Origin of the sequence: Streptomyces sp. NPDC057682, assembly GCF_042799575.1 — a bacterium.
Classification (GTDB): Bacteria; Actinomycetota; Actinomycetes; order Streptomycetales; family Streptomycetaceae; genus Streptomyces.
The window spans coordinates 90086-111319 of sequence record NZ_JBHVIN010000015.1 but is presented as its reverse complement, the minus strand read 5'-3'; the positions used below and the strand labels follow the sequence as shown (position 1 = coordinate 111319).

At 72.2% G+C, this 21234-nt stretch carries 20 protein-coding genes; 19 read left to right on the top strand and 1 reads right to left on the bottom strand.

What is annotated here, in order from left to right:
- Positions 1 to 40: 40 nt before the first annotated feature.
- Positions 41 to 430 carry a hypothetical protein gene (locus tag ACFVDM_RS26330; RefSeq protein ID WP_383644960.1) on the bottom strand — a complete coding sequence of 130 codons (390 nt, stop codon included), beginning with the start codon at positions 428 to 430 and terminating at the stop codon, positions 41 to 43.
- Positions 431 to 925: 495 nt separating this feature from the next.
- Between ACFVDM_RS26330 and ACFVDM_RS26325 the strand changes: the two genes are divergently transcribed.
- The 19 genes from ACFVDM_RS26325 (at position 926) to ACFVDM_RS26235 (ending at position 21044) form a co-directional block, all read left to right on the top strand.
- Positions 926 to 2026, top strand: a complete 1101-nt coding sequence (locus ACFVDM_RS26325) for a phosphotransferase enzyme family protein (protein WP_383644957.1) — start codon at positions 926 to 928, stop codon at positions 2024 to 2026.
- Between the two features lie 542 nt (positions 2027 to 2568).
- On the top strand, positions 2569 to 4584 hold the full coding sequence (locus ACFVDM_RS26320) for an ABC transporter ATP-binding protein (protein WP_383644954.1): 2016 nt from the start codon (positions 2569 to 2571) through the stop codon (positions 4582 to 4584).
- The gene (locus ACFVDM_RS26315) at positions 4584 to 5630 is read left to right on the top strand and encodes a phosphotransferase (RefSeq protein ID WP_383644952.1); all 1047 of its coding nucleotides are present in this window, start codon (positions 4584 to 4586) and stop codon (positions 5628 to 5630) included. The genes ACFVDM_RS26320 and ACFVDM_RS26315 overlap by 1 nt, the downstream gene beginning before the upstream one ends.
- A gap of 101 nt (positions 5631 to 5731) precedes the next feature.
- Entirely contained in the window at positions 5732 to 7195 is a 1464-nt protein-coding gene (locus tag ACFVDM_RS26310; RefSeq protein ID WP_383644949.1) for an NUDIX domain-containing protein, read from the top strand.
- Entirely contained in the window at positions 7183 to 8274 is a 1092-nt protein-coding gene (locus ACFVDM_RS26305) for an MFS transporter (protein WP_383644946.1), read from the top strand. The genes ACFVDM_RS26310 and ACFVDM_RS26305 overlap by 13 nt, the downstream gene beginning before the upstream one ends.
- Complete coding sequence (locus ACFVDM_RS26300; protein ID WP_383644943.1) at positions 8264 to 9514, top strand: methyltransferase; 1251 nt, start codon at positions 8264 to 8266, stop codon at positions 9512 to 9514. Before ACFVDM_RS26305 ends, ACFVDM_RS26300 begins: the two co-directional genes overlap by 11 nt.
- Positions 9511 to 10323, top strand: coding sequence for a class I SAM-dependent methyltransferase (locus ACFVDM_RS26295; RefSeq protein WP_383644941.1), 813 nt, complete (start codon positions 9511 to 9513; stop codon positions 10321 to 10323). The genes ACFVDM_RS26300 and ACFVDM_RS26295 overlap by 4 nt, the downstream gene beginning before the upstream one ends.
- Before the next feature lie 26 nt (positions 10324 to 10349).
- Entirely contained in the window at positions 10350 to 11738 is a 1389-nt protein-coding gene (locus ACFVDM_RS26290; protein WP_383644938.1) for a phosphotransferase, read from the top strand.
- The gene (locus ACFVDM_RS26285; RefSeq protein WP_383644935.1) at positions 11735 to 12445 is read left to right on the top strand and encodes a GNAT family N-acetyltransferase; all 711 of its coding nucleotides are present in this window, start codon (positions 11735 to 11737) and stop codon (positions 12443 to 12445) included. The genes ACFVDM_RS26290 and ACFVDM_RS26285 overlap by 4 nt, the downstream gene beginning before the upstream one ends.
- Positions 12442 to 13098, top strand: coding sequence for a M15 family metallopeptidase (locus tag ACFVDM_RS26280; RefSeq protein ID WP_383644932.1), 657 nt, complete (start codon positions 12442 to 12444; stop codon positions 13096 to 13098). The genes ACFVDM_RS26285 and ACFVDM_RS26280 overlap by 4 nt, the downstream gene beginning before the upstream one ends.
- 34 nt (positions 13099 to 13132) lie before the next feature.
- Complete coding sequence (gene fxlM, locus ACFVDM_RS26275; RefSeq protein ID WP_383644929.1) at positions 13133 to 15490, top strand: methyltransferase, FxLD system; 2358 nt, start codon at positions 13133 to 13135, stop codon at positions 15488 to 15490.
- On the top strand, positions 15487 to 16035 hold the full coding sequence (locus tag ACFVDM_RS26270; RefSeq protein WP_383644926.1) for an AAA family ATPase: 549 nt from the start codon (positions 15487 to 15489) through the stop codon (positions 16033 to 16035). The genes fxlM and ACFVDM_RS26270 overlap by 4 nt, the downstream gene beginning before the upstream one ends.
- Positions 16036 to 16068: 33 nt before the next feature.
- Positions 16069 to 16437: a hypothetical protein gene (locus ACFVDM_RS26265; RefSeq protein ID WP_383644923.1), complete on the top strand. Its 369-nt coding sequence runs from the start codon at positions 16069 to 16071 to the stop codon at positions 16435 to 16437.
- Positions 16438 to 16502: 65 nt separating this feature from the next.
- A complete protein-coding gene (locus tag ACFVDM_RS26260; protein ID WP_383644920.1) occupies positions 16503 to 17291 on the top strand; it encodes a hypothetical protein in 789 nt (262 codons plus the stop codon).
- Positions 17292 to 17329: 38 nt separating this feature from the next.
- Positions 17330 to 18076, top strand: a complete 747-nt coding sequence (locus ACFVDM_RS26255) for a PIG-L deacetylase family protein (protein WP_383644915.1) — start codon at positions 17330 to 17332, stop codon at positions 18074 to 18076.
- A gap of 40 nt (positions 18077 to 18116) precedes the next feature.
- Positions 18117 to 19214, top strand: a complete 1098-nt coding sequence (locus ACFVDM_RS26250) for an NUDIX domain-containing protein (RefSeq protein ID WP_383644912.1) — start codon at positions 18117 to 18119, stop codon at positions 19212 to 19214.
- A gap of 75 nt (positions 19215 to 19289) precedes the next feature.
- Positions 19290 to 19718 (top strand): GFA family protein, encoded by a 429-nt coding sequence (locus ACFVDM_RS26245; RefSeq protein WP_383644909.1) that lies wholly within the window; start codon positions 19290 to 19292, stop codon positions 19716 to 19718.
- 150 nt (positions 19719 to 19868) lie between these two features.
- Positions 19869 to 20057 carry a hypothetical protein gene (locus ACFVDM_RS26240; protein ID WP_383644906.1) on the top strand — a complete coding sequence of 63 codons (189 nt, stop codon included), beginning with the start codon at positions 19869 to 19871 and terminating at the stop codon, positions 20055 to 20057.
- Between the two features lie 144 nt (positions 20058 to 20201).
- On the top strand, positions 20202 to 21044 hold the full coding sequence (locus ACFVDM_RS26235) for a hypothetical protein (RefSeq protein ID WP_383644903.1): 843 nt from the start codon (positions 20202 to 20204) through the stop codon (positions 21042 to 21044).
- The last annotated feature ends 190 nt before the right edge of the window (positions 21045 to 21234 follow it).

The window sequence follows — 21234 nt, the reverse complement described above, 5'->3', positions numbered from 1 at the left end:
GGCCCACGAAGGTGCTCGCGACAGGCGCGGGGGCAGGCCCTCAGGCGTCGGGATCGACTTCGGGGTGCGTGAAGCGCACGGGCCTGCCCAGAGACCGGGCGTAGGCGACCTCGGCCCGCGTGCTGTCCCCGATGTAGTCACCAACCACGAGCACCTCGTCGGCGAGCAGGATCTTCGACCGGTGCAGCTCGTCGAGCCGAACCTTCAGCGCCTCAGCCTCGACAGGGTCGGACCAGAGATCGTGCGGCGACTTCAGGTCGCAACCCGGCTTGACGACAATCCTCCCCGCCATGGTCTCTCGCAGATCGGCCTCGGCCATCTCGTCCATGAAGCGAGTGGAGCCGCAGATCGCGACGATATGCGGGAAGCTGAGCTGCTGCTTCGCCTCGGCGAGCTTCTCCTCGGGCGTGATCACTTGCGGGGACGACACTGGTTCCTCCTGATGGTGCAGCCCGACGGGTGCCTGCGGCGACAAGAACGAACGCGTCCAAGATCATCTTCTGGTGGTGCGCGATGCGGACACCTCCGCGTCCGCACTCTATGCGACGAGCGCCCCTACCTGGTGGCGCGCCGCCCAGCGGCCCGCCCTGCACCCCGAACCGTCTCCCTCGCCACGCAAGGCCAGCTTCGGTCACCGCGTTCGACGCCTCGATCGGCCGATTCACGCGGCGAAGTGGCGCGGTGTCGGCTCGGTCGTCCGGTCAATCGCGGGCAGTTGGTGACGGTGTCGCGTCGGGCTCGGGCCCTGCCACAACCCGAACGAGGGTGGCGCGATCAGAGAACCACGTTGACGGAACGGTGGTCGCCGGCGACCTTGCGGCCCCGCTGCACTTGCCGCGGCCCGCCACAGCGGGCGGCCGCGGTTCATGCCCACGGCCGGATCCAACCGACCGCCTGCCGCCCGCTCCGCACCAACGAGGAGACCATGTCCACCGCATCTCACCAGCCCGTCACCAACCATGTCGTCGCGCCTTCCCCACCCGGCCCCATCGCAGAGGAGGAACAGATCAAGGCGCTCACCGACACGCTGGTGCTCGCGTACGGGCTGCGCCCGGCAGACATCACGCGAATCCCGGAGGGCACCGCTACGGACAACTTCGCCGTCGTGGACCAGACGGGCCGCCAGTACTTCGCCAAGGTCTACCGCGATCGCGAGCACTTGGATCTGGAGCGGGCGTCTGTCGAGCTGTCCGAGTACTGCGCCAACGGAGGCGTCGCGACTGCTCGGGCGACCCGCACACGCGAGCACGAACTCCTCGCGACCCGCGGCCGTCGGCCGATGTCCCTATGGTCGTACGTGCCGCACACGGAGACTGGCGAGGGCACCCTGACCGGTGCACGGTGGGCAGCGGTCGGCACAGCGCTGGGCCGCCTCCACAGCCGACTCGCCGCTCACCCCACCGCCGCGCTCACCCTGGTACCCGGTCCCGCCGCGTGCGACGTGGCCGCAGCACGCAACAACTTCGAGAGGCTGGTTCTCGGCTTCCAGAAGAAGCCCACGCTCGGGGAGTTCGAGACGTGGGCGCTGCAAGCGGCACGTGAGCGGCAAGCCCTCCTGGGGGACGTCGAGCGGATCCTCTCCTCGCTTCCACAGCTGACGGTCCAGGTCCTACACGGCGACCTGGCCGGCCCCAACATCCTTCTGAAGGACGACGAGGTCGCCGCATTCGTGGACTTCCGACCGCCCGCAACCGGGTACCTCGCCTGGGAAATCGCGCGTCTCGGCTGTGACCCCGGCAGCGTGCTGGCCAACCGTGTGGAGGGCTGGCTCACCGGATACATCGATCTCGCCCTGGCCTATCGAGACGCCAACCCCAAGGCGTCCGCGGACGACCTCTTGTCGTCGCTTCGTGTCGGCTGTGCCGCCGTGCTCTGCTCGACGTTTCCGTTCTCGGCGCCAGTGAAGCGTCCGCACATCGTCGACGCCGCGCTTGAGTCCTACGCGCGAGCGCGGCACGAGGCAGATCTGATGCTTCTGGGCCGGCTACCTGTCTTGGAGGAGGCCCTGGGTGACGCTCTCCGCTGAGTTCACGCGCCGGGCCTGGCCTTCCAGGTCTGGCCTGCGTCTTCGCGGAGCCTGCGCGGCCGTCCTGCTGACCGCGCAGCCCACAATCCCCCACTCCGGCATGCCCGCCGCCGGCACTCCCGGTCACGTACCGAACGCCCCACCGGCGCCCCATACATGGACCCCTGCACCACGCCAGCCTTGCCTTCTCCGCCTCTCGGTGCCTGCAATCCTGCCCCACGTTGCGCGGGTGTCGGCGTTTCGGCCACTGCCGCCGTCGGCCCCCGCCCCCTCCCGCACGGGACGGTGCACACCGCACGAACGGACATTCGCCCAATACCGGGGTTCGAACGCCGTCCGAATCACGTGTGCTCGCCCCGCCGCCGCTCCTCGTTGAGCCACCCGAAACCACCTCTGCTCGATCCACCGGAGACCGTGATGCATCCCCTCCCCTTCCTTCCTGCCCAGGACAATCAGGTCCGGCCCGGAACCAACTCGCCCACCGAACCGCTCCCGGCCCACGTCTCCCGCCGCACAGCACACCCGGATACGAGGTGGGGGGCATGACGAACAGCGATGATCCACTGACGGCGTCCGCGGAGAACACGTCGGATTCCGAGAAGCTGCTGTTCGGCGGGGAGCTCACCTACGACTACGGGTGGGGAGCCCACGACGGTGCCTGGCTGAAGCTGGGACTGCGCACCATGGCCGCCTCGCTGCCGCGGCAGGTGGCGGTGGCCGTCCGGCTGGCCCGCGAGGCCGACCCGCGGGCGTTCGCCACGGTCGCCGTGAGCGAGATCGCCCGCGGCATCGCCCAGGCCGTCTCCCTGATCGCGGTCAACCGCCTGCTCGTCGAGCTGCTCGCCTCGGGCGACATCACCGGCCGGCTGCGCGGGGCGCTGCCGTCGCTGGTGCTGGTGGCCGTCCTCGCGATGCTGGGTTCGGCGTGCCGGTCGGCCTCGGCCGCCGCCACGGGGATCCTGGAACCGAAGGCCCAGCGGGTGGCGACCGAGCGGTATCTCGGTCTGGTGGCGCGGGTGGAGCTGGAGGCGATCGAGGACGACGCCTTCCACAAGCTGATGGACTCTGCCCAGTGGGGCGCGGACTCAGCACGGCGAATGGTCGGCTACTGCACCGCCGTGGTCACCTCCGCCATCTCGCTGATCGCCGCCGCCGGCGTACTCACCGTCCTGCACCCGGTTCTTCTGCCGCTGCTGGCCTTCATGGCGCTGCCGAGCGCGTGGGGCTCGCTGACCATGGCACGGCACCGCTACATCAGCTGGCACCGCTTCGTCCAGCACGTGCGGGCCGCCAAGCTGATCGGCCAGCTGCTGGTCAACCAGCAGGCCGCCACCGAGATCCGCGTCCACGACGCAGCCCCGTTCCTGCTCACCCACTTTCGGCAGATGGCCGAGACCAGCGAGCGGGAGCAGACCCGGCTCGCGTGGACCGGCGCCCGCACCAACCTACTCGCGGACTCCGCCCGCGGCATCGCGACCATCGCCACCTACGGCGTCCTCGGACTGCTGCTGTGGCACGGGCAGATGGGCCTGGCGGTCGCCGGCACGGCGGTCCTCGCGATCCGGACCGGAGCGTCGAGCATCACCGACCTCGTCCTAAGGGTCACCGACGTCCAGGAGGAAGCCCTGTTCGTCGCCGACCTGGAGACCCTGTGCACGGAGGCGGTCCGGCGGGCCATCCCCGACGGCGGGCTCGACGTGCCCGAGAACCCCGACCAGATCCGGTTCGAGAAGGTGACCTTCACCTACCCGGGCGCCGACCGGCCGTCCCTGTGCGAGGTGGACCTGGTCATCCCGAGGGGCCGGACCGTCGCCCTGGTGGGCCGGAACGGTTCGGGTAAGTCGACCCTGGTCCGGCTGCTGAGCGGAGCGCGGCTCCCCGACTCCGGCCGGGTGCTGTGGGGCGGGGTGAGCACGGCCGAGGCGGACCGCGGGCAGATCTTCGACCGCGTCGCCATGGTGGCGCAGGACTTCTTCCGCTGGCCGTTCACCGCGCGGGTGAACATCGGGATCGGCCGCAGCAGCGCCGCGATGGACGACGCGACGATCGGAGCCGCGGCGGCGTACGCGGGCGCCGACGAGATGGTCACCGGGCTTCCGCGTGGCCTGGACAGCCTGCTCGCCCGCGGTTACAAGGGCGGGCAGGAGATCTCCGGCGGGCAGTGGCAGAAGATCGGTCTTGCTCGCGCGCGGCACCGCGAGGGCGCGGTGCTGATCGTGGACGAGCCGACCAGTGCCCTGGATCCTGCGGCCGAGCAGCGGGTGTTCGACCAGATCCACCAGCTGGCCGGCTCGGGCCAGACCACGGTCCTGATCACGCACCGGCTGCACAGCGTCCGGCACGCGGACCTCATCTACGTCCTGGACGAGGGCCGGGTCGTCGAGCACGGGACCTTCGCCGAGCTCATGGCCCCGGCCACCGGGGGCGGCGCGTTCCGCGAGATGTACGAACTGCAGGCCCGCCAGTTCCTCAACCCTCCGGTGCCGGCTCAGTCCTCTCCCTCGAACAGGCTCCCGGGCAAGTCGGCCGGCACGGTCGGTGAGGGGCAGACGCTGTGATGGCACCGGCCGCCTTCGAAACGCGGATCTCGCTGGTGACGCTCGTGCTGGCCTCCGACTTCGGCATCATCCCCGCCTCGGTCGAGCAGGGCCCTGCCGGAACCGCGACGCACAATTACGTCGCCACCGGCGCCGACGGAGCGAGGTGGTTCGTCAAAACCCATCCGGCCGGCACTCCGCTGGGAGCGGTGGATGCCGCCGCCCGGCTCAGCGAGTACGCGCGCCTGTGCCGGGTGCCGGTCGCTGCCGCCCGCCTCACGACCGACCAGGGCCGGCTCGTGGCCGCGCAACGGGGTCTGGTGATGACGGTCACCCGGTACGTTCCGGACGCGGTGACGGCGGACGGGCGGCTGACCGGACGCCGTTGGGAGTCGGTCGGTCAGGCCGTCGGGCGACTGCACCGGGGCCTGGCCCGGCACGAGTTCGGGCCGCCTCGCCTCGGCCCGAGGGACAAGGCGATCGACCTCGCCCGGACCGTCGCCCGGCTGGAGGACCTCCTCGCCCGGTACGAGGCCGCACCACCGGCCACCGCGTTCGAGCGGTGGGTGATCGGCACGGCCCGCGACAAGCTGGCGCGGGTGCCGGAAGTCGAACGGCTCCTGGCCAGGGTCCCCCGCGCGATGCTGTCACAACTGGTCCACGGGGACCTGTCCGGCCCGAACGTCCTGCTGCGCGGGGACGAGGTGGCGGCGCTGGTCGACTTCCACCCGCCGGTGCGCAGGGGAGCCGTCTGGGAACTGGGCCGCCTCGCACTGGATCCGCGCACCGTCCTGGCCCAGCCCGACTGGCCCGAGGGGCTGGGCCGGCTGGCCGCCACCTACCACGGCCTTCACCCCGTCGTGCCGGTGGAGGAGCTGGTGAGCGTGGTGCGGGTGAGCGCCGCAGCCCTTGCACTGTCGCTGTATCCGCTCAACGCCCTCCAGGACGGACTGGGCCCGCTCACCGCCTCACTGGAGCAGTACGCCCGCGACCGCCACCAGGCCGCAGCCGTGCTGCGCGCCCGTCTCGACGAGGCCGAGGAGGTCCTGCGTGACCACCTGGTATAGCGCCCCGCCCGCCCGTCCTGCCCGTCCCACCCGTCCCGGCACGCCGGCCGCCGTCGGCCGCGCTCTCACCCGTCCGCTTCACCGGCCCGCGAGGTCCTGACATGCCGCCTGCCCTGCCCGACATCCGCGCCCTGCTCACCTCCTACCTGCACCGGCACCCCGGCGAACGCGAGGCCCTCGACCGGCTGCTGACCGCCCTGGACACAGACCGCGACCCGACCAGCCGTTCCGCCCTGCCCGGCCACATCACCTGCGGCGCGGTGGTGATCGACCGGCACCGGCGGGTCCTCCACATCCGTCACAAGGCGAGCGGAGGAATGCTGATGACGCCTGGTGGGCACGTCGCAGCGTCCGACAGGACGCTGCTGGCCGCAGCCCTGCGCGAGATCGAGGAAGAGGCGGGGATCCCCTCCGACGCCCTCGTCCTGACCGCCGAGTTCCAGGGCGAGCCCATCGACATCAACGTCCACGACATCGCCCCCGCGAAGGGGGAACCGGCCCACGAGCACTACGACGTCCGCTTCGTCTTCCACCTCGCCGACAACGCACCCGAGGTCACGCTGCAGACCGAGGAGGTCACCGAAGCAGTCTGGCTGCCGTTCGACGAGACGGTCTCCCCCACGTTGCGCGACAAACTCACGGCCTCCGCTCTGGACGGCGTGATCGTGCCGGCGAACGCCTCGGCGATCATCCACGACGGAGCGGGCCGGTACCTGCTGCATCTGCGGGACGCCAACAAGCCCGACATCTGGGAGCCCGGATGCTGGTCTCTGCTCGGCGGCGGCCGGGAGCCGCAGGACCGCACCCTGCTCGACACGGTCGTGCGCGAGCTGTCGGAGGAGGCCGGCCTCACGGTCGCCGACCTGGAGCCGTACGCGGTCGAGAACGTCCTCGGCACGAACAAGACCCGCGTGCCGATCAGCGTCTTCACCGGCCGGTGGAACGGCGATCCGGCCCGTCTGCCGCTCACCGAGGGTGTGATGCTCGCCTGGGTGCACCCCGAGAAGTTTCCGTACATGACCATGCCGGCGTCCACCAGGGAACTTCTGGAGCGGCACGCCGCCGAGCATTCCCCGGCCCCCGCCGGAGAACCGGCCGGTACCGCCCCGGCCGGTTCTCCGCCGGGGACCGTGCCGAACGTGGTCGGCGTCCACCTCTACCTCGAACACGACGGCCAGGTCCTGCTGGGGCTGCGGCACCCGAACTCGGCGTACCCCGGCGGCTCCTGGCACGTTCCCGCGGCTCACTGCGAGGCGGAGGCCGCGACCGCCTGCCTCGTGCGGGGGGCGTACGAGGAGGCCGGGCTGGTGATCGACCCGGCCGATGTCGATCTCGTCCACACCGTGCACATGCGAGAACAGCCCACGGACCCGCCCCAGATCCAGCTCTACTTCCGCGCCCGCCGCTGGGAGGGCACACCGCAGCTGCGGGAGCCGGACAAGTGCGTCCGCTGGGAGTGGCGGAACGCCAAGGACCTGCCCGAGCCGATCGTCCCCTGCACCCGTGCCGCGATCGACGGCATCCGGGCGGGGCGGAGTTACACGGAACTGGGATGGGAGCGGTGAACGGTTTCGACACGGTGGGCGCGGCGTACGCCGCCCACCGCAACAGCGCGAGAGGGCGACTCCGTCACGACCAGGTGGAACGCCGCCTCCTCGCCGAGCTCCCGGCCGGAGCGGTTCGGGTGTTGGACGTCGGCTTCGGGAACAAGGCGGACCGGAGCGTCGGCCAGCTCGGTCGGGAGACCCGCGGTGACGACCCCGCGTCGATCGCTCTCGTGCCTGAGATCGTCGACGGCTTCCAGATGCACCCGGCAAACGCGCGGGTCGCCGGGGCGTTCTCCCTGGCGGACATGGCTGGCGTCTACGGCGGCACCCTCGTCGTGGGGCTCGCCGGCGGGGTCCGCGTCCTGTGGATGAACGCGGCCTCGTATCTGGTCAGCGCCTGGTGCGCCTGGCGGATCCGGCCGCAGGCCGTGCGGCAGGAGGCGCAGGGCAGGCCCGTGCAGAAGGGCGCCGCGATCCGCGACGGAGTCGGGTACGTGATGCGGGATCGGATCCAGCGTCCTCTGGTGCTGTCGCTCGTCGGCCACGCGTACGCCGACGGGATCATGACCACGTTCCTCGCGTACACGCTGCTGACGCGGCTCGGCTCGGACAGCAGCGGTCTGGGCCTGGTCATGGGCGTCACCGCCGCCGGGGGTCTGGTGGGCGCGGCCCTCGCCACCCGCCTCGTGAACCCGTACGAGCCGGCGCGCGTCATGCTCGCCGGGTTCCTCGCCTGCATCGTGTGCGGGGTGCCGCTCCTCGTCGCCCGGCCGGGACCGGTGTGGCTCGGCGTGATCGCGCTGGCCGGAGCGGTACGGGCGGCGGCCGCGGTCGCGGCAGGCTCGGCACAGCGCTCGCTGCGCCACCAGCTGTGCCCGCCCGAGTTGCAGTCCCGCGCGCAGCAGACCTCCGTGTGGCTGGTCACCGGTCTGCGGCCGGCCGGGGGCCTCGCCGCCGCCTTCTCGGTCCACGCGGCACTGCCCGTCGGCACCGCGCTCTACCTCGTCCCGGCCGGCCTGCTGTGGTCCTCACCCGTCCGCCGCCTGACCGCCATGCCCGCCCCCGCTGCCGCGAAGGAAGCCGCCCATGCCCGTTGACCTCCACGAAGCGACGAGCCGACAGCGTGCTGGCATGGTCGACCGGCTCACGGCCGACGGTGTCCTGACCGACGCGCTGCTGCGTGACGCCCTGCTCCGCCTGTCCCGCGAAGTCCTGCTCCCCCACGCCTATGTACGGGTCAGCGGCCCGGGCGCGGACCCGATTGACTGGCGCCTCCTCGACGGCTCCCACCCCGAGGACCGACTGGAGTGGCTCGACCTGATCCACAGCGACGAGTCGATCCTGCTCCAGCGCGACGGCGAACCCCTCGACGCGCTCGGCCGCGGACCGGTGACCGGCGGCCACATGACCTCCATGTCCACCTACGCCCCCGCCACCATCGAAGCCCTCCAGGCCATGGAACTCGGCCCCGGACAGCGGTATCTCGAACTCGGACCCGGCCCCGGAGTCTCCCTCGCACTCGCCGCCACCGTCACCGGGCCCGGCCTTGCCACGGGCGTAGAACGGGACGCCCACATGGCGGCCTTCGCCCAGCGCAACCTCGACCGGCTCGGCGCCGGCGTGACGGTGATCGAGGGCGACGCGCTCGACGGGCACCAGGCCCGGGCGCCGTACGACCGGATCCACTCCGGCATCGGCGTGCCCTGTGTCCCGGCCTCGTGGGTGGAGCAGCTCGCCCCCGGCGGCCGGCTGCTCACGACACTCGTGACCCGCACGCCGAGCTGGCCCGGGCAACTCCTCGTCACCCGCACCCCGGCCGGCACGATCGAGACGGTCCTCACGGGCCGGCCGCGCGGCTACCGGCCGTTGCTCGGCTACCAATGGCTCAACGCCCTGGACCACCGCGCCCGCATCAAGGCCGATCCCGGCACGGCGCGGCCCACCCGGCTCGCACCGCCGCCGGACGACGCCTACGGATTCTGGCTCGCCGCCGCCTACCTCGCTCCGGGCCTGGTGCGGGACTTCCAGGCCGACACGATGACGATCGCCGCCCCCGACGAGGACTCCTGGGCCGTCGCCGGCCCCGGCGAGGACACCGTCCGCGTCCACGGGCCCCGGGACGTGTGGGCCGAGCTCGAGGACGTCCACGCCCGCTGGGTCCCGGCCGGACGGCCCGACAGCTACCGGGTGACTGTCCCGGAAGACGGCGGGCCACAGCACGTCGCCTCCGGCACCGGCCGGCACGCCCTGAGGTGGGTCCTGCCTCCGCTCGCGCCGGTCCCCCACCAACCCGCCGCCCCCTGCCCTGCCGAGCAGCACACGGAGAAGATGCTGTGACCCTGTTCCACGCCGCGGCCGACGCCTACGGTCGGCACCGTCCCGGTCTCCCCGACGAAGTCGTCCGTCTGCTTGCCGGCACCCTGCGCGATATCCACCGCCCGGCTCTGCTCGATCTGGGCGCCGGGACCGGCCAGGTGCCGGCCGCCCTGTTGCCGGTTCTGCCGCAGCTCGCCCGTCTGGACCTGGTGGATGCCGACCGGGACATGCTCCACCACGCCGATCTTGCGCTCCGCCCTCTGCTCGCGGGCCGGGCCGCAGCCTTCCATCCCGTCCGGGCCGAGGAGTTCACACCGCCCCAGGAGGAATACCGGGCTGATCTGGTCACCTGCGCGCGGGCTTTTCACTGGATGGACCGCCCGGCCGTCCTGGCCACGGCGGACCGTGTCACCGCCCCCGGCGCCACGCTGGCGATCATGGGCGACGGCAGCCTCTGGACGCACCCGGCACCCTGGACCCGCGCGCTGCGCGAGCTGATCCAGTCCTACCTCGGCGCCGAACGGCGCGCCGGAACCACCGGGCCCTACTCGGAACCGGGCCGCCGGTACGAGGACGACCTGGCCGATTCGGCGTTCAGCGACGTCGAGGAGCACCACGTCCCGCTCCGCCGGGTGTGGACCCCTCCGAGGGTGGTCGGCTACCTGCGCAGCACCAGTTTCGCCCGCCCCGGTCATTTCGGCGACCGGCATCCCCGGTTCGAGGCCGAGGCCCGGGACCTGCTGGAGCAGCACGCGGCGCAGGATGGCGGGCTCGTCGAGGACGGGGTGTTCGATGTGCTGCTCGCGCGCCGGCCGGGAGGTGCCCGGTGAGCGGCGTGGGACGGCACACAGTGCCGGTGGACGTGCACTTGATCGCCGTCCGTGAAGGAATGAAAGGGGCGGAGGTTCTGCTGTCACGGCGGGCCGGGACCGTCTACGCCGCGGGGCACTGGCACTTCCCGTCGGGTCACGTCGACGGGCCCTTCGAGGACGTCGTCACCGCGCTCGTGCGCGAGGCGTACGAGGAAACGGGCCTGGTGGTGGATCCGGACCACGTGCGGGCCGCGGTCACCGTCCATCACCGGGCACCGGCCGGGAGCGCGCGGGTCGGGTTCTTCTTCGAGGTCCGCCGCTGGTCCGGGACGCCGGCGGTCATGGAACCCCAGGTGTGCGACGCCATGGACTGGTTCGCGTTCGACGCTCTGCCGGAGCCGATGGTCGCCTACTGCCGTGCGGGGTTGGACGCCTACCGGGCAGGCGTGCGGATGGCCGTGCACTTCCAGGAGCCCGGCGACCCGATCGCCTACGACCCGTTTGCCGACCGCTTGGTCCTGGTTCCCGAACCCGCGGCCCGCGGCGCGGTGGCGCCGCAGGCGGTTCGTGCGTTCGCCGAGCGGGCGATCGGGCGGATCAGCGCGTGGGAGGACGTGTCATGGGCGCGGGAGGAAAGCAGGGCGTGGCGGGTGGCAGGCGCCGAGGGCGGCGAGTGGTTCGTCAAGGTCCACCAGAACGACCGCTTCCACCACCGTGAGGTGGACGCTCTGCGCAGTTGGGTTCCCGGCTTGGGGGCGGCCGCGCCCCGGCTGGTGGCCGCGGACTGTGCGCTGCGGGCTGTCGTGCTCACCTCGGTGGGCGGCCGCACCCTGCACGGTGCCGTGCACCCGCCGAAGCGCCAGCGCCTCATCTTCCGCCGCATCGGACAGCTCGCGGCGGCCATCCACCACAGCGTCCCGTCCCGGCCGCCGGCCGCCGAGGGCCTGCCGCTGGGGAAGCTGGAGCGCCACCTCGCGGGCGCTCTGCCGCACCTGGCTCCTGGCGACGAGGCCTTCATCCGCTCGACCGCCGGCAGTGCCGCGGGGCTGGCGCCCTTGGAGACGGTGCCCACGCACGGTGACTTCCAACTCCGCAATCTGCTCTGGGACGACAGCTCCGGTGTGCTCGGCGTCATCGACTTCGAGCGGTCCGAGGACGGCCCGGCCGTGCGGGACTTCGTACGGCTCAGTGACGCCTGGCACGGCCGGCCCGACCTCTTCCAGGCCGTGATGGACGGCTACGGCCGCCTGTTCACCCCTGCGGAAGAGGCCCAGCTCACGGTCCTGTCCGTCCTTGATGCCGTCTCCGGCATCTCCTACGGCACCGCCCACAACGATCCCGAACTGCTGGAGCGCGGCCTGCGCACCCTTGCCCGGCTTCGCACCACGCCCCCTTCACCGACCGAACACCCCGCGACAGGAGGAGCCTTGTGACCACCGGCCTGCCCCGCGGGAGCGCCGACGCCGCGCCTTCGCCGCCCACCTACCTGCCGGGCGTCCGCGCCCGCACCGCGACGTCCACCGAAGTCCATGGGATCAGCCTGCTGCTCTTGGAGTTCGTCCTGTCCCGCCCCCCGGACTCGGCCCCGATCGCCCGGGGGGTAACCGAGCTCGCGCCGCGCCCGGGGCCGGAGGGCGACCCGCGCGCCTTCGTCGTCGACGCCCCCGGCGGGAGGCTGGCGGCCTGCGCTACCGGCCAGGTCCAACCGGTGCTGTCGGCTCCCTCCTGTCCCTGCGAGCCGGCCGAACGCATGCACGTCGTGGCGAAGCGCCCCGACCACCGGCGCAGCGGCCAGGCTCGCGCCGTGCTCACCGGGCTCCTCGACGCCCTCGCAGGCCAAGGCGTCACCCTGTTTGATCTCCACGCGACGCACGAGACTCGTCCCTTGTACGCGGAGCTGGGGTTCCGGGGCATGCGGCAGCTGATGCCGATGATGCGCCCGGACACGGAGTCGGCACCGGCACGGCCGGCACGGCCCGAAAGCGGCTGGTTGCGGATTGCGCTGGAGGAGTACGCCGCAACGGACGGGCTCCGCGTGCTGCCGCTGCCCGAGCGGGACTTCGCACGACTGCACCCAATCACGCACGCGCGCCGCGCCGGCGCGGCCGCTTGCTTCGACACCTGGGGCTGGGCCTCATGACGTCCCATCGTGTGCTGATGGCCGATCCGGCGGTGGCCGCGATCCCCGTGCGTGAGTGCGGTGAGCCCCTCGTCGATGTCCGCACGGGCGGCAGGCTCGCCGTCGACGACCGCAAGGCCGACCCGGCCGGGGCGTGGGCGCACGTGCGCAGCAGTGTCCTCGCCCGGCTCCAGGAGGCCGAGGCGGTGCTCCCCGACGGCATCCACCTGCTGCTGGTCGAGGGCTACCGCCCGCCGTCACTGCAGGCCCAGTACTTCGAGCGGTACGAGGGGGAACAGGCCCGGCTCCATCCGGACTGGGCGGCAGCCGAGGTGCGGCGGGCGGCCAGCCGCTTCGTCTCCCCACCTGAGATCGCCCCGCACTCCGCGGGCGGGGCCGTCGATGTCACCCTCATCGACCGCCACGGCCAGGAGCTCGACCTCGGAACCCGGGTCAACGCCTCCCCCGAGGAGTCCGACCAGGCCTGCTACACCGACGCCACCAACATCAGCGCCACCGCCCGCGCTCACCGCACCCTCCTGGGCAACGCGCTGACCGCGGCGGGCTTCCGCAACTACTGGACGGAGTACTGGCACTGGGAGTTCAACACGCGCCTGTGGGCGCTGCTCACGGGCCGGCCGGCCGCCCTCTACGGGCCCGTCGTTCTCACCTGACCTCATGCCACCGCGATCTGAGACGAGACGATTCATGGGACGTACCCGGGCCGAGTGGTCCGCAACCGGCGCCGACGGCGGGGGATTCCTGCCCCTGAGGCAGGAGGAGAAGGAACTGCTCGCCGCGATCCCGGCGCCCGAGGGCAGCTGGGCGCTCGACGCCGGCTGCGGCACCGGGGCGGCTGCCGCCTACCTCGCCGAGCTGGGCTGGCAGGTCGACGCGGTCGGCTTCGCCGGCAGCGGCCTCGACCGCGCCCGACAGGAACACTCCGCCGCCGCGGTGCGGTGGATCGAGGGGGACATCGAGCACGACGACATCGTCTCCCTCGCCCCGGAGTACGGCCTCGTCCTGCTCCGTCTCGTCGTTCCGTTCCTCGTCGACCGGAGCCGAGTTCTGCACGCGCTCGGGCAGCGTCTGGCGCCCGGCGGGGCGCTGGTCGTCATCACTCCCGCCGCCGAGCTCACCCCGGCCGGCCGCCGCGGCATGGCCTTGGACGAGACCGAGCTCGGCCTCCTTGCCGAAGGGTGGGAGGACGTCGAGCGGTCCACGGCCGGGGAGTTGGCCGTCCTGGTCCTGCGCGAGCCCCGCCACGGCGGGGTGCGGGTCCTCGAACGGCCCCGGCCGCCGGCCGGGCCGGCGGCGTCCGCGGCCCTGGCCGTGGTCACCGACACCCACGGCCGCGTCCTGCTGGGCTACTCCCGCCGCGGCATGTGGGAGCTCCCGGGCGGCAAGAACCTGCCGGGCGAGCCGTTCGAGCAGGCCGCAGCCCGCGAGCTGCACGAGGAGGCGGGCCTGCACGCCGATGCCGCCGACGCCCATGTCGTTGCGGTCCTCACCGACGGCGTGAGCGGCGTCTGCCGCGTCACCGCGGCCGTACGGATCACCGCCTGGACGGGTACGGTCACCGTTGCCGAGCCGGAGCTGTTCGCACGGTGGGAGTGGCACGATCCGAGCGCCCTGTCCGCCCTGGGGGCGCTGTTTGCGCCGGCGGCGGCCGTCCTGGACGCCGTCTGGCCCGGGGTGCTCCCCGATCCGCCGCCCGTGAACACCTACCCGGCACAGTGCGTGCGGCCGGCGGTGACCGGAGAGCCGGCCGAGGCCGTCCGTCTGCGCCAGGAGATGGCCGAGCAGGTCATCACCGGCGGATGGGCGCCGTCCGCGCGGGTCCAGGAGGCGCTGCGGGCCGTGCCCCGCCACCGCTACGCGCCCGAAGCACCGCTCACCACCGCCTACGACGGCGGCGACCGGGCAGTCGTCACCCGCCGCGACAAAACCGGGAGGGCGATCAGTTCGGTGTCCGCGGCCTGGCTGCAGGCCGACATGATCGAGCATCTGCGCCTCGACCCGGGCGCGGTCGTGTTCGAGGCGGGGTCCGGTGGCTACAACGCCGAACTGATCGCCCACGTCGCCGGAGCCCAAGGCCGGGTGGTGAGCGCGGACATCGATCCGTGGGTCGTACGCCGCTCCCGGGCGTTCCTCACGGAGGCGGGCAGCGGGCGCGTCACCGTCGTCGAGGCCGATGCGGCGCTCGGCGCCCCCGCCCACCTCGTGCCGCGCGGCGGCTTCGACGCCACCATCATCACCTACAACTGCTGGGACATCGCGCCTGCGTGGGCCGGGCAGCTGGCCGACGGGGGGAGACTCGTGATGCCGCTGGAGATGGGCGGCTACACCCGGTCGGTCACCTTCGAGCGGCGCGGCGAGGTCCTGCACGCCCGTCACTTCACGTTCTGCGGCTTCGTCCGCGACCAGGGGCAGCAGGCCCGGACCGCCCCGGTCGTCCACCTTCTCGACGGGGCGCTGAGCCTCCGCTTCGACGAGGGCGCCCCCGCCGGCACACATGGTCTGGGGGAGGCGCTGCTCGGTCCCCGGTACGAGGTCGCCACGGGCATCACGATGGGTGCCGGCGCCTACTTCGGATCCCTGCAGCTGTACGCGGCCACCACCCTGCCCGGCTTCTGCCGGCTGCATGCTCACCGGGATCCGGGGGTCACCGTCATCCCGAAGGGCTGTGACGCGCCCGCCGTCCTCGGCGACGCCTCGCTCGCCTACCTGACCCATGTCCAGACCCGGCACGGCGAAGGCGCGCAGGACCGTGAATGGGAATGGGTCGTGCACGCCTTCGGCGAGCAGGGACCGCGCCTCGCCGAGCAGCTCTCGGCCACGGTCCAGGCCTGGGACCGTCACATCCGCGCCGACGACAACAACGAGCACGCCGATCCCGTCCTGACCGCCCACCCGGCACAAACCCCCGCCCATCAGCTGCCCGCCGGGGACGTCCTGTCCAAGGCGTCCTTCCACCTGGTGTTCCGGTGGCCCGGCCGCGACGGGCACCTTCCGGCCCCCACGAGCCCCGCCGACACAGCCACCACGACCACGGGGGCAGCATGATCATCTGGCTGAACGGTGCTTTCGGCAGCGGCAAATCAACCCTCGCCGCGGGGCTGCGCCGTGCACTGCCCGGGGCGGCGGTCGCCGACCCGGAGGCCGTCGGCGACCTGCTGCGCAGCACGCTCGCCGGCCACGCCCTCAAGCCCCGGGACTACCAGGACCTGCCGCTGTGGCGGCATCTGACCAGCGCGTTCGTCTCAGGCCTGGCCGATCACACGGACAGTCCCGTCATCGTGCCGATGACCGTCCTCAACCCCTCCTACGCCGAGGAGATCTTCGCCCCGCTCCGCAATGGCGGCGGCTTCCACCACCTGGTCATCCACACCGACCCGGCAGCACTCACGGAGCGGATAGAGGCCAGCGACGAGTACCCGGGCGATCCGGAACGCAGCGAAGCCGTGCGCGCCTACCGCCGCCGCCGGGCCGCCGACTACCAACAGTCCGCCGCCTGGCTGCACGCCCGGGGCCACGTCATCGACACCACCACCCTCACCGCCGGACAGACCCTCCAGGCCGCCCTCGCCCACCTGCACACAGCCGCCTGACCCGGCCGGCCACGCACAGGAAGACACCACGCCGTGACCACCACCCGCTCCTCCCGGCCGGGTACCCGGCCGAGCCCGATGGCGCCGGAACACACCGGCCGCCCCGCCGCGCAGTTCCGCGCCCGCCACCCTGAACCGGGCGTGGGCATCGTCTCGACCGCCTCCGAAGGCGACCATCACCCCGGCCCCCTGGACCCGACCGGTGAAAGGGGTGCCTTCACTCGCCGGGCCGACGCCGTCGCCGGCACCAAGGACCTCGTCGCGCGCACCTCGCACATCCTCAGCACCCCGATCCGTACGACTGCGGCGGTCCCGTCCACCGAGGCGGCACGCACCGGATGGCGAGCGGGACGACAGCTCCTCCACGCCGGGACGGCCGGGCTTCTGGGCGGGCCGGCATGACGACGCGCGAGGCGCCTCCCACAGCGGTGTTCGCCGCTCCCCGGGAATCCTCCGAGCGTGCGCGGATGCGCCGGGCCCACGCGGTCGGCGCCGCCCTGCTCATGGTCCGTGCCCACGGGGCGGAGACGTGGGGGTGGAACGGGCGCACCCTCAGCCGCCGGGCCGGTGTCCGCTGGCTGCGCGTGGTCGCCAGACCCGAGGGCAAGGCGGCGGGCGCGACCTGGGACGGGAACGCGCAGGCAGACGCACTGCTTCCCCGGTCCGTGCCACGGCCGAGGCTGTACGACGTTGCCGAGTGGACGGCCGATGGGTACGTCTGCCGCGCCGAACTGTCCGAGTACGTGCCGCGGCCTGCCCTTGCCGTCGGCGGGCCCGTACTGGGCAGGGAACTTGACCTGCACTCCTCGTGGTGGGCCGATCTACGGGAGGCGCTGGACGCTACCGCGACAGTGCCCACCACCCGTACGACGGTCCGGCAGCAATGGATCGACCGGAACTTCACCGACCTCCTCGGCATCCCGGCCCCGGCGCTCGCGTGGACCACCGGACACGGCGACCTGCACTTCGCGAACCTCACCGGTCCCCCGCTGGTCATCTGCGACTGGGAGGGCTGGGGACGGGTCCCGGTCGGGTTCGACGCCGGGCTCCTGCACGCCTACAGCCTCCCGCAGCCCGGCACGGCCGCCCGGATCCGCCGCGAGTTCGCCCACGTCCTGGACACGGACGCCGGCCGGGCCGGCGAACTCGTCGCGCTCGCCCAGCTCCTCCAGGTCACCTCGCGCGGCGGCCACCCCGACCTCCGACCCCACCTCGCCCGCCACGTCGCACACCTCACCGCCACCCCCGTACCGTGACCGCTCTGGAGAACCCCGTGTATCCCAGCCTCCTTGCCGTGTTCGCACACCCGGACGACGAATCCCTCCTCGCCGGGGGTGTTCTCGCCCAGCACCACGCCGCCGGAGCCCGCACCGCGGTGGTCACCGCCACCTGGACGGCCGATAGCCACCGCGCGCCCGAACTCGCCGACGCGCTGGGCGTCCTGGGCGCCGGAGCTCCGCGGCTGCTCGGCTACGCCGACGCCCGCAACCCCGCCTCCGCGCCCCGCAGCGAGGTCGTACGCCTGGTCGACGCGCCACTCGACGAGGCTGTCGGCCGTCTCGTCGCACACATCCGGGAGTTCCGGCCGGACATCGTCGTCGGCCACGACGCTCTCGGACAGGCCACCGGGCACCCGGACCACCGGCGTGCCCACCAGATCACCCTCCTTGCCGTCGAGGCCGCCGGTCTGCCGCACCTGTACCCGGAAGCCGGCGAGCCCTGGCAGCCTGCCGCGCTCTACGCGGCCACGCACTCGGAATCCGGTCTGGGCCGCCTCGGCCCGCTCCTTCGGAGTGTCGGCAAGACGCTCCTCACGGTTCCGGACGCGTACGTGACCACGACCGTCGACGTCTCGCCCTGGGCCGCAACGAAATGGGCCGCGATCAGCTGCCACCGCAGTGAGGTTGCCCGCCCGCGGCCCCTGCCCGGCCTTCTCGCCCGCCTGCCCGAACCGGAACGCACCGAGATCATCGCCACCGAGCAGTTCACCCGGATCCCCCTCGTCCCCGCCCCGGGCGACCCGCACAACCTCGTCGTCTGACCGGCCCACCATCCGCAAGGTCCACATGATCGGAGACACGATGACCACCACGCCCTCCCCCGACGCGCCGCCCAGCATGTCGATGACCGACGCCGAGTACGGGGCGTTACGCGCATCCGCAGCCCTGTGGGCCGGAACCTCTGTGCTGATCACCGACCACTACGGCCGGGTCCTGGTCCAGCACGTCGACTACCGCGACACCTGCCTCCTCCCGGGCGGCGGGCTTGACCAGGGCGAATCACCCGCGAGCGGCGCCGCCCGCGAGCTGGGCGAAGAACTCGGCATCACCGCCGTCCTCGACCGGTGCCTGGCCGTGGACTGGGTCTCCGCCGCCGCCTCCGGCGCACCCGCGGTCATGCGCTTCCCCGGCGAGATCATCCATGTGTTCGACGGCGGAACCTGGGACGACGCCATGATCGGCAGTATCCGTCTGCCACCGAGCGAGGTCACCGTGATCGACTTCGTCGAACCCGCACAGCTGCCCGGCATGCTCTCTGCGACGGATGCACGACGAGCCATGTCCGCGGTGCGGGCCAGGATCAACGCGGCTGGCGCCGTCCTCCTGGAGAACGGACGCCCGATCGCCCCCACCGTCCTTGACCGGGCCGGCGTCCTGCAGACCGCGCGCCCCGCCAACCACTACCCCTGGCATCACGGACCGGCCCCGCAGGGCCTCACCATCATTCAGGCGTGGGCCTGGCAGTTCGCACCCGACGGCCGCGTCCTCGTGCTCATCGACCCCCGCACCGGAACAGCCGTCCTGCCCGGCGGCACACCCAAACAAGAGGACCACAGCGACCCCCTGACCACCCTGCGCCGTGAAACCGCCGAGGAGGCAGCGGCCCGGTTCGAGAGCCCGCTGCTCCTGGGACACGTCACCGACCCCGCCCAGCAGCAACGCGCCTACCTGCGCTACGCCACCCGGCTCACCCACCTCGGCCCCGCGCACCCCGACCCCGCCACCGGCCACACCTACACCCGCATCCTGACCACCCCGGAACAGGCACTGGAGCTCTTCAACTGGGGCGCGCCGGCCTCTGAACAGCTCGCCGCCGCCCACCGAGCCCGCGAACGCCTGGGCATTCCCCGGGCTGCCCGGCAGCCAGCAACCGAACTGCGCGTATCCACCACGTGGTAGCCGCCCGCGGCGCCCCCGCCGCCAGGCACACCACGATCAGAACGACCACCCCACCCGTTTCAGAGAAAGCGTCCAATGAACACCACCTTCGCCGCTGAGCCAGCAGAAGCCGGGGAACGTACCGGCGGCTGCCTGTGCGGCCGTATCCGCTTCACCGCCCTGGGGCCGGCCACCTTCGCCCACACATGCGCCTGCGCGCACTGCCAGAAACTCGGCGGGACCCCCTTGATGTGGTGGGTGGGATTCGGGACGGTCATCTGGACCGGCACGAGCGAGCCGACCTGGTACGAAACCTTCGAAGGAGAGGCCAAGCGGGGCTTCTGCCCCACCTGCGGCTCCCGGATCGCGGCCCTTGACAGCGACATCCGCGAGATGGGCATCAACGTCACCGCCCTCGACGACACCAGCCGCACAGACCTCGTTCCCGTCCACGCGTCCTTCCACGAGAACACCGTGCCCTGGCTGCTCCCGGCACACCGGGCCGAGCCCGGCCCGACCGGGTGACCGTCCTCCAACTGCCCTATGCCTTCAGGTGTTCCTGGCGGTGATCCGAACGACGTTCCCGCGAGCCATCGAACAACTCCAGCTTCTGCTCAAGCAGATGTCCTACCACCGCGACCGATGACCATCGGCAATCACGAAAGGAAGCACCCAATGAAATCTGATGACAGCCCGACCACCATGGTGACCGCCGCGTCCCGTGCTCAGACGCCGGCCCCCGCCCCACTCCAGCAGCGACGAACTCCGCTGGCCACCCGCGCCGCACTGGGACCGAGCAGCACCGTGGCCCGGCTCTTCGCACACAACGCGCTCACCGTCTCGGCATTCCAGTCGTCCGTCTGAACAACCGGCCATCAACCAGAGGAAGCCCTTCATGCATTGTGTCCATGACAGCCGCGGCCGCATAGCGGCCGCCCGGCGCCACCGCCGCAACTCGTCCCACCCCATGTCCCGGTTCGGCGGGCATGCGTCGAACAGGAGGGGCGCGTGAGGCTTCGGATCGTCTCGTTCAACACCCTCTTCGGCGGCCGCGACGATGACGGACTCGGCAGCCAGGAGCGATGGCAAGCGGCCAGCGCCTTCCTCAGAGGCCTTGACGCGGACCTGTACGCGCTCCAGGAGTGCAACCTGTGGGACCTGCTCGGCGAGCGTCGCCTCCATGAGGCACGAAGCCAGCTCGGCATGGCGTGGGCGCATCTTGCCCGCGCGAACACCACCACCGCCGGGCACCGGTTCCACACCGCCCTGCTGGGCAATACGCGCTGGGACATCACCGGGTACGGGGCCGAGCAGAACAAGTACCACCACGTCCTGGGGTGGGCCAACGCCCGCGTCGACAAGGGTGCCCCGGTCGTGAGCATCCGGCACATCCATCTGGACCCGTTCTCGCCGGGGCACCGTCTGGCCGAGGTGGAGCCGCTGCAGACCCTGGCCGCCCCCGGCCGGCTGTCGCTGGTGCTCGGCGACGCCAACATGCTGGGGCTTGGGCATCCTGAGCCGGACTGGGCCCCTCTCTCCCCTCATCTCCATCACACCCAGCTGGCCCCGGACACGAACGGTCGGCTGGTGGCCGACCGCAGGGCCGCCGACATGCTGCAGAAGGCCGGGTTCATCGACGCGGCGCACCAGGCCGGGGACGCACGTCCCACCGGCGGTTTCGGCACCGGCGACGTGGAGCGGCGCCAGGACGTGTTCCTGCTCAGTGCTGACCTCGCCCGGGCCATCGACGGCTACGAGGTCCACACCGAGCCCATCACTGAAGGGTTCAGCGACCACGCTGCCGTCTCACTGACCCTCGACCTCGACAGGCTGGCCGGCAGCGGCACATGAATACCCGGATGCCGTGCCGCCGGGCATCTGGGCGGCACGGCATCCGGATAACCCTCCGACCGGTCCCCAGGGGCCCGCAGAGCCCGGCGGGCTGTGCAGAACGCCCCGCAGCCTCCCCGTGGTCCGCCCGTACGCGTTCCCGGCACCGGGGCACCCATCGACCGGTCGGTCTGAATTGTCAGTGGCGGGA

Excerpts from the sequence above, each read along its gene's own strand:
- ACFVDM_RS26325 (WP_383644957.1), top strand. The coding sequence starts at position 926 with ATGTCCACCGCATCTCACCAGCCCGTCACCAACCATGTCGTCGCGCCT.
- ACFVDM_RS26320 (WP_383644954.1), top strand. The coding sequence starts at position 2,569 with ATGACGAACAGCGATGATCCACTGACGGCGTCCGCGGAGAACACGTCG.
- ACFVDM_RS26315 (WP_383644952.1), top strand. The coding sequence starts at position 4,584 with ATGGCACCGGCCGCCTTCGAAACGCGGATCTCGCTGGTGACGCTCGTG.
- ACFVDM_RS26310 (WP_383644949.1), top strand. The coding sequence starts at position 5,732 with ATGCCGCCTGCCCTGCCCGACATCCGCGCCCTGCTCACCTCCTACCTG.
- ACFVDM_RS26305 (WP_383644946.1), top strand. The coding sequence starts at position 7,183 with ATGGGAGCGGTGAACGGTTTCGACACGGTGGGCGCGGCGTACGCCGCC.
- ACFVDM_RS26300 (WP_383644943.1), top strand. The coding sequence starts at position 8,264 with ATGCCCGTTGACCTCCACGAAGCGACGAGCCGACAGCGTGCTGGCATG.
- ACFVDM_RS26280 (WP_383644932.1), top strand. The coding sequence starts at position 12,442 with ATGACGTCCCATCGTGTGCTGATGGCCGATCCGGCGGTGGCCGCGATC.
- fxlM (WP_383644929.1), top strand. The coding sequence starts at position 13,133 with ATGGGACGTACCCGGGCCGAGTGGTCCGCAACCGGCGCCGACGGCGGG.
- ACFVDM_RS26270 (WP_383644926.1), top strand. The coding sequence starts at position 15,487 with ATGATCATCTGGCTGAACGGTGCTTTCGGCAGCGGCAAATCAACCCTC.
- ACFVDM_RS26260 (WP_383644920.1), top strand. The coding sequence starts at position 16,503 with ATGCGCCGGGCCCACGCGGTCGGCGCCGCCCTGCTCATGGTCCGTGCC.
- ACFVDM_RS26250 (WP_383644912.1), top strand. The coding sequence starts at position 18,117 with ATGACCACCACGCCCTCCCCCGACGCGCCGCCCAGCATGTCGATGACC.
- ACFVDM_RS26245 (WP_383644909.1), top strand. The coding sequence starts at position 19,290 with ATGAACACCACCTTCGCCGCTGAGCCAGCAGAAGCCGGGGAACGTACC.
- ACFVDM_RS26240 (WP_383644906.1), top strand. The coding sequence starts at position 19,869 with ATGAAATCTGATGACAGCCCGACCACCATGGTGACCGCCGCGTCCCGT.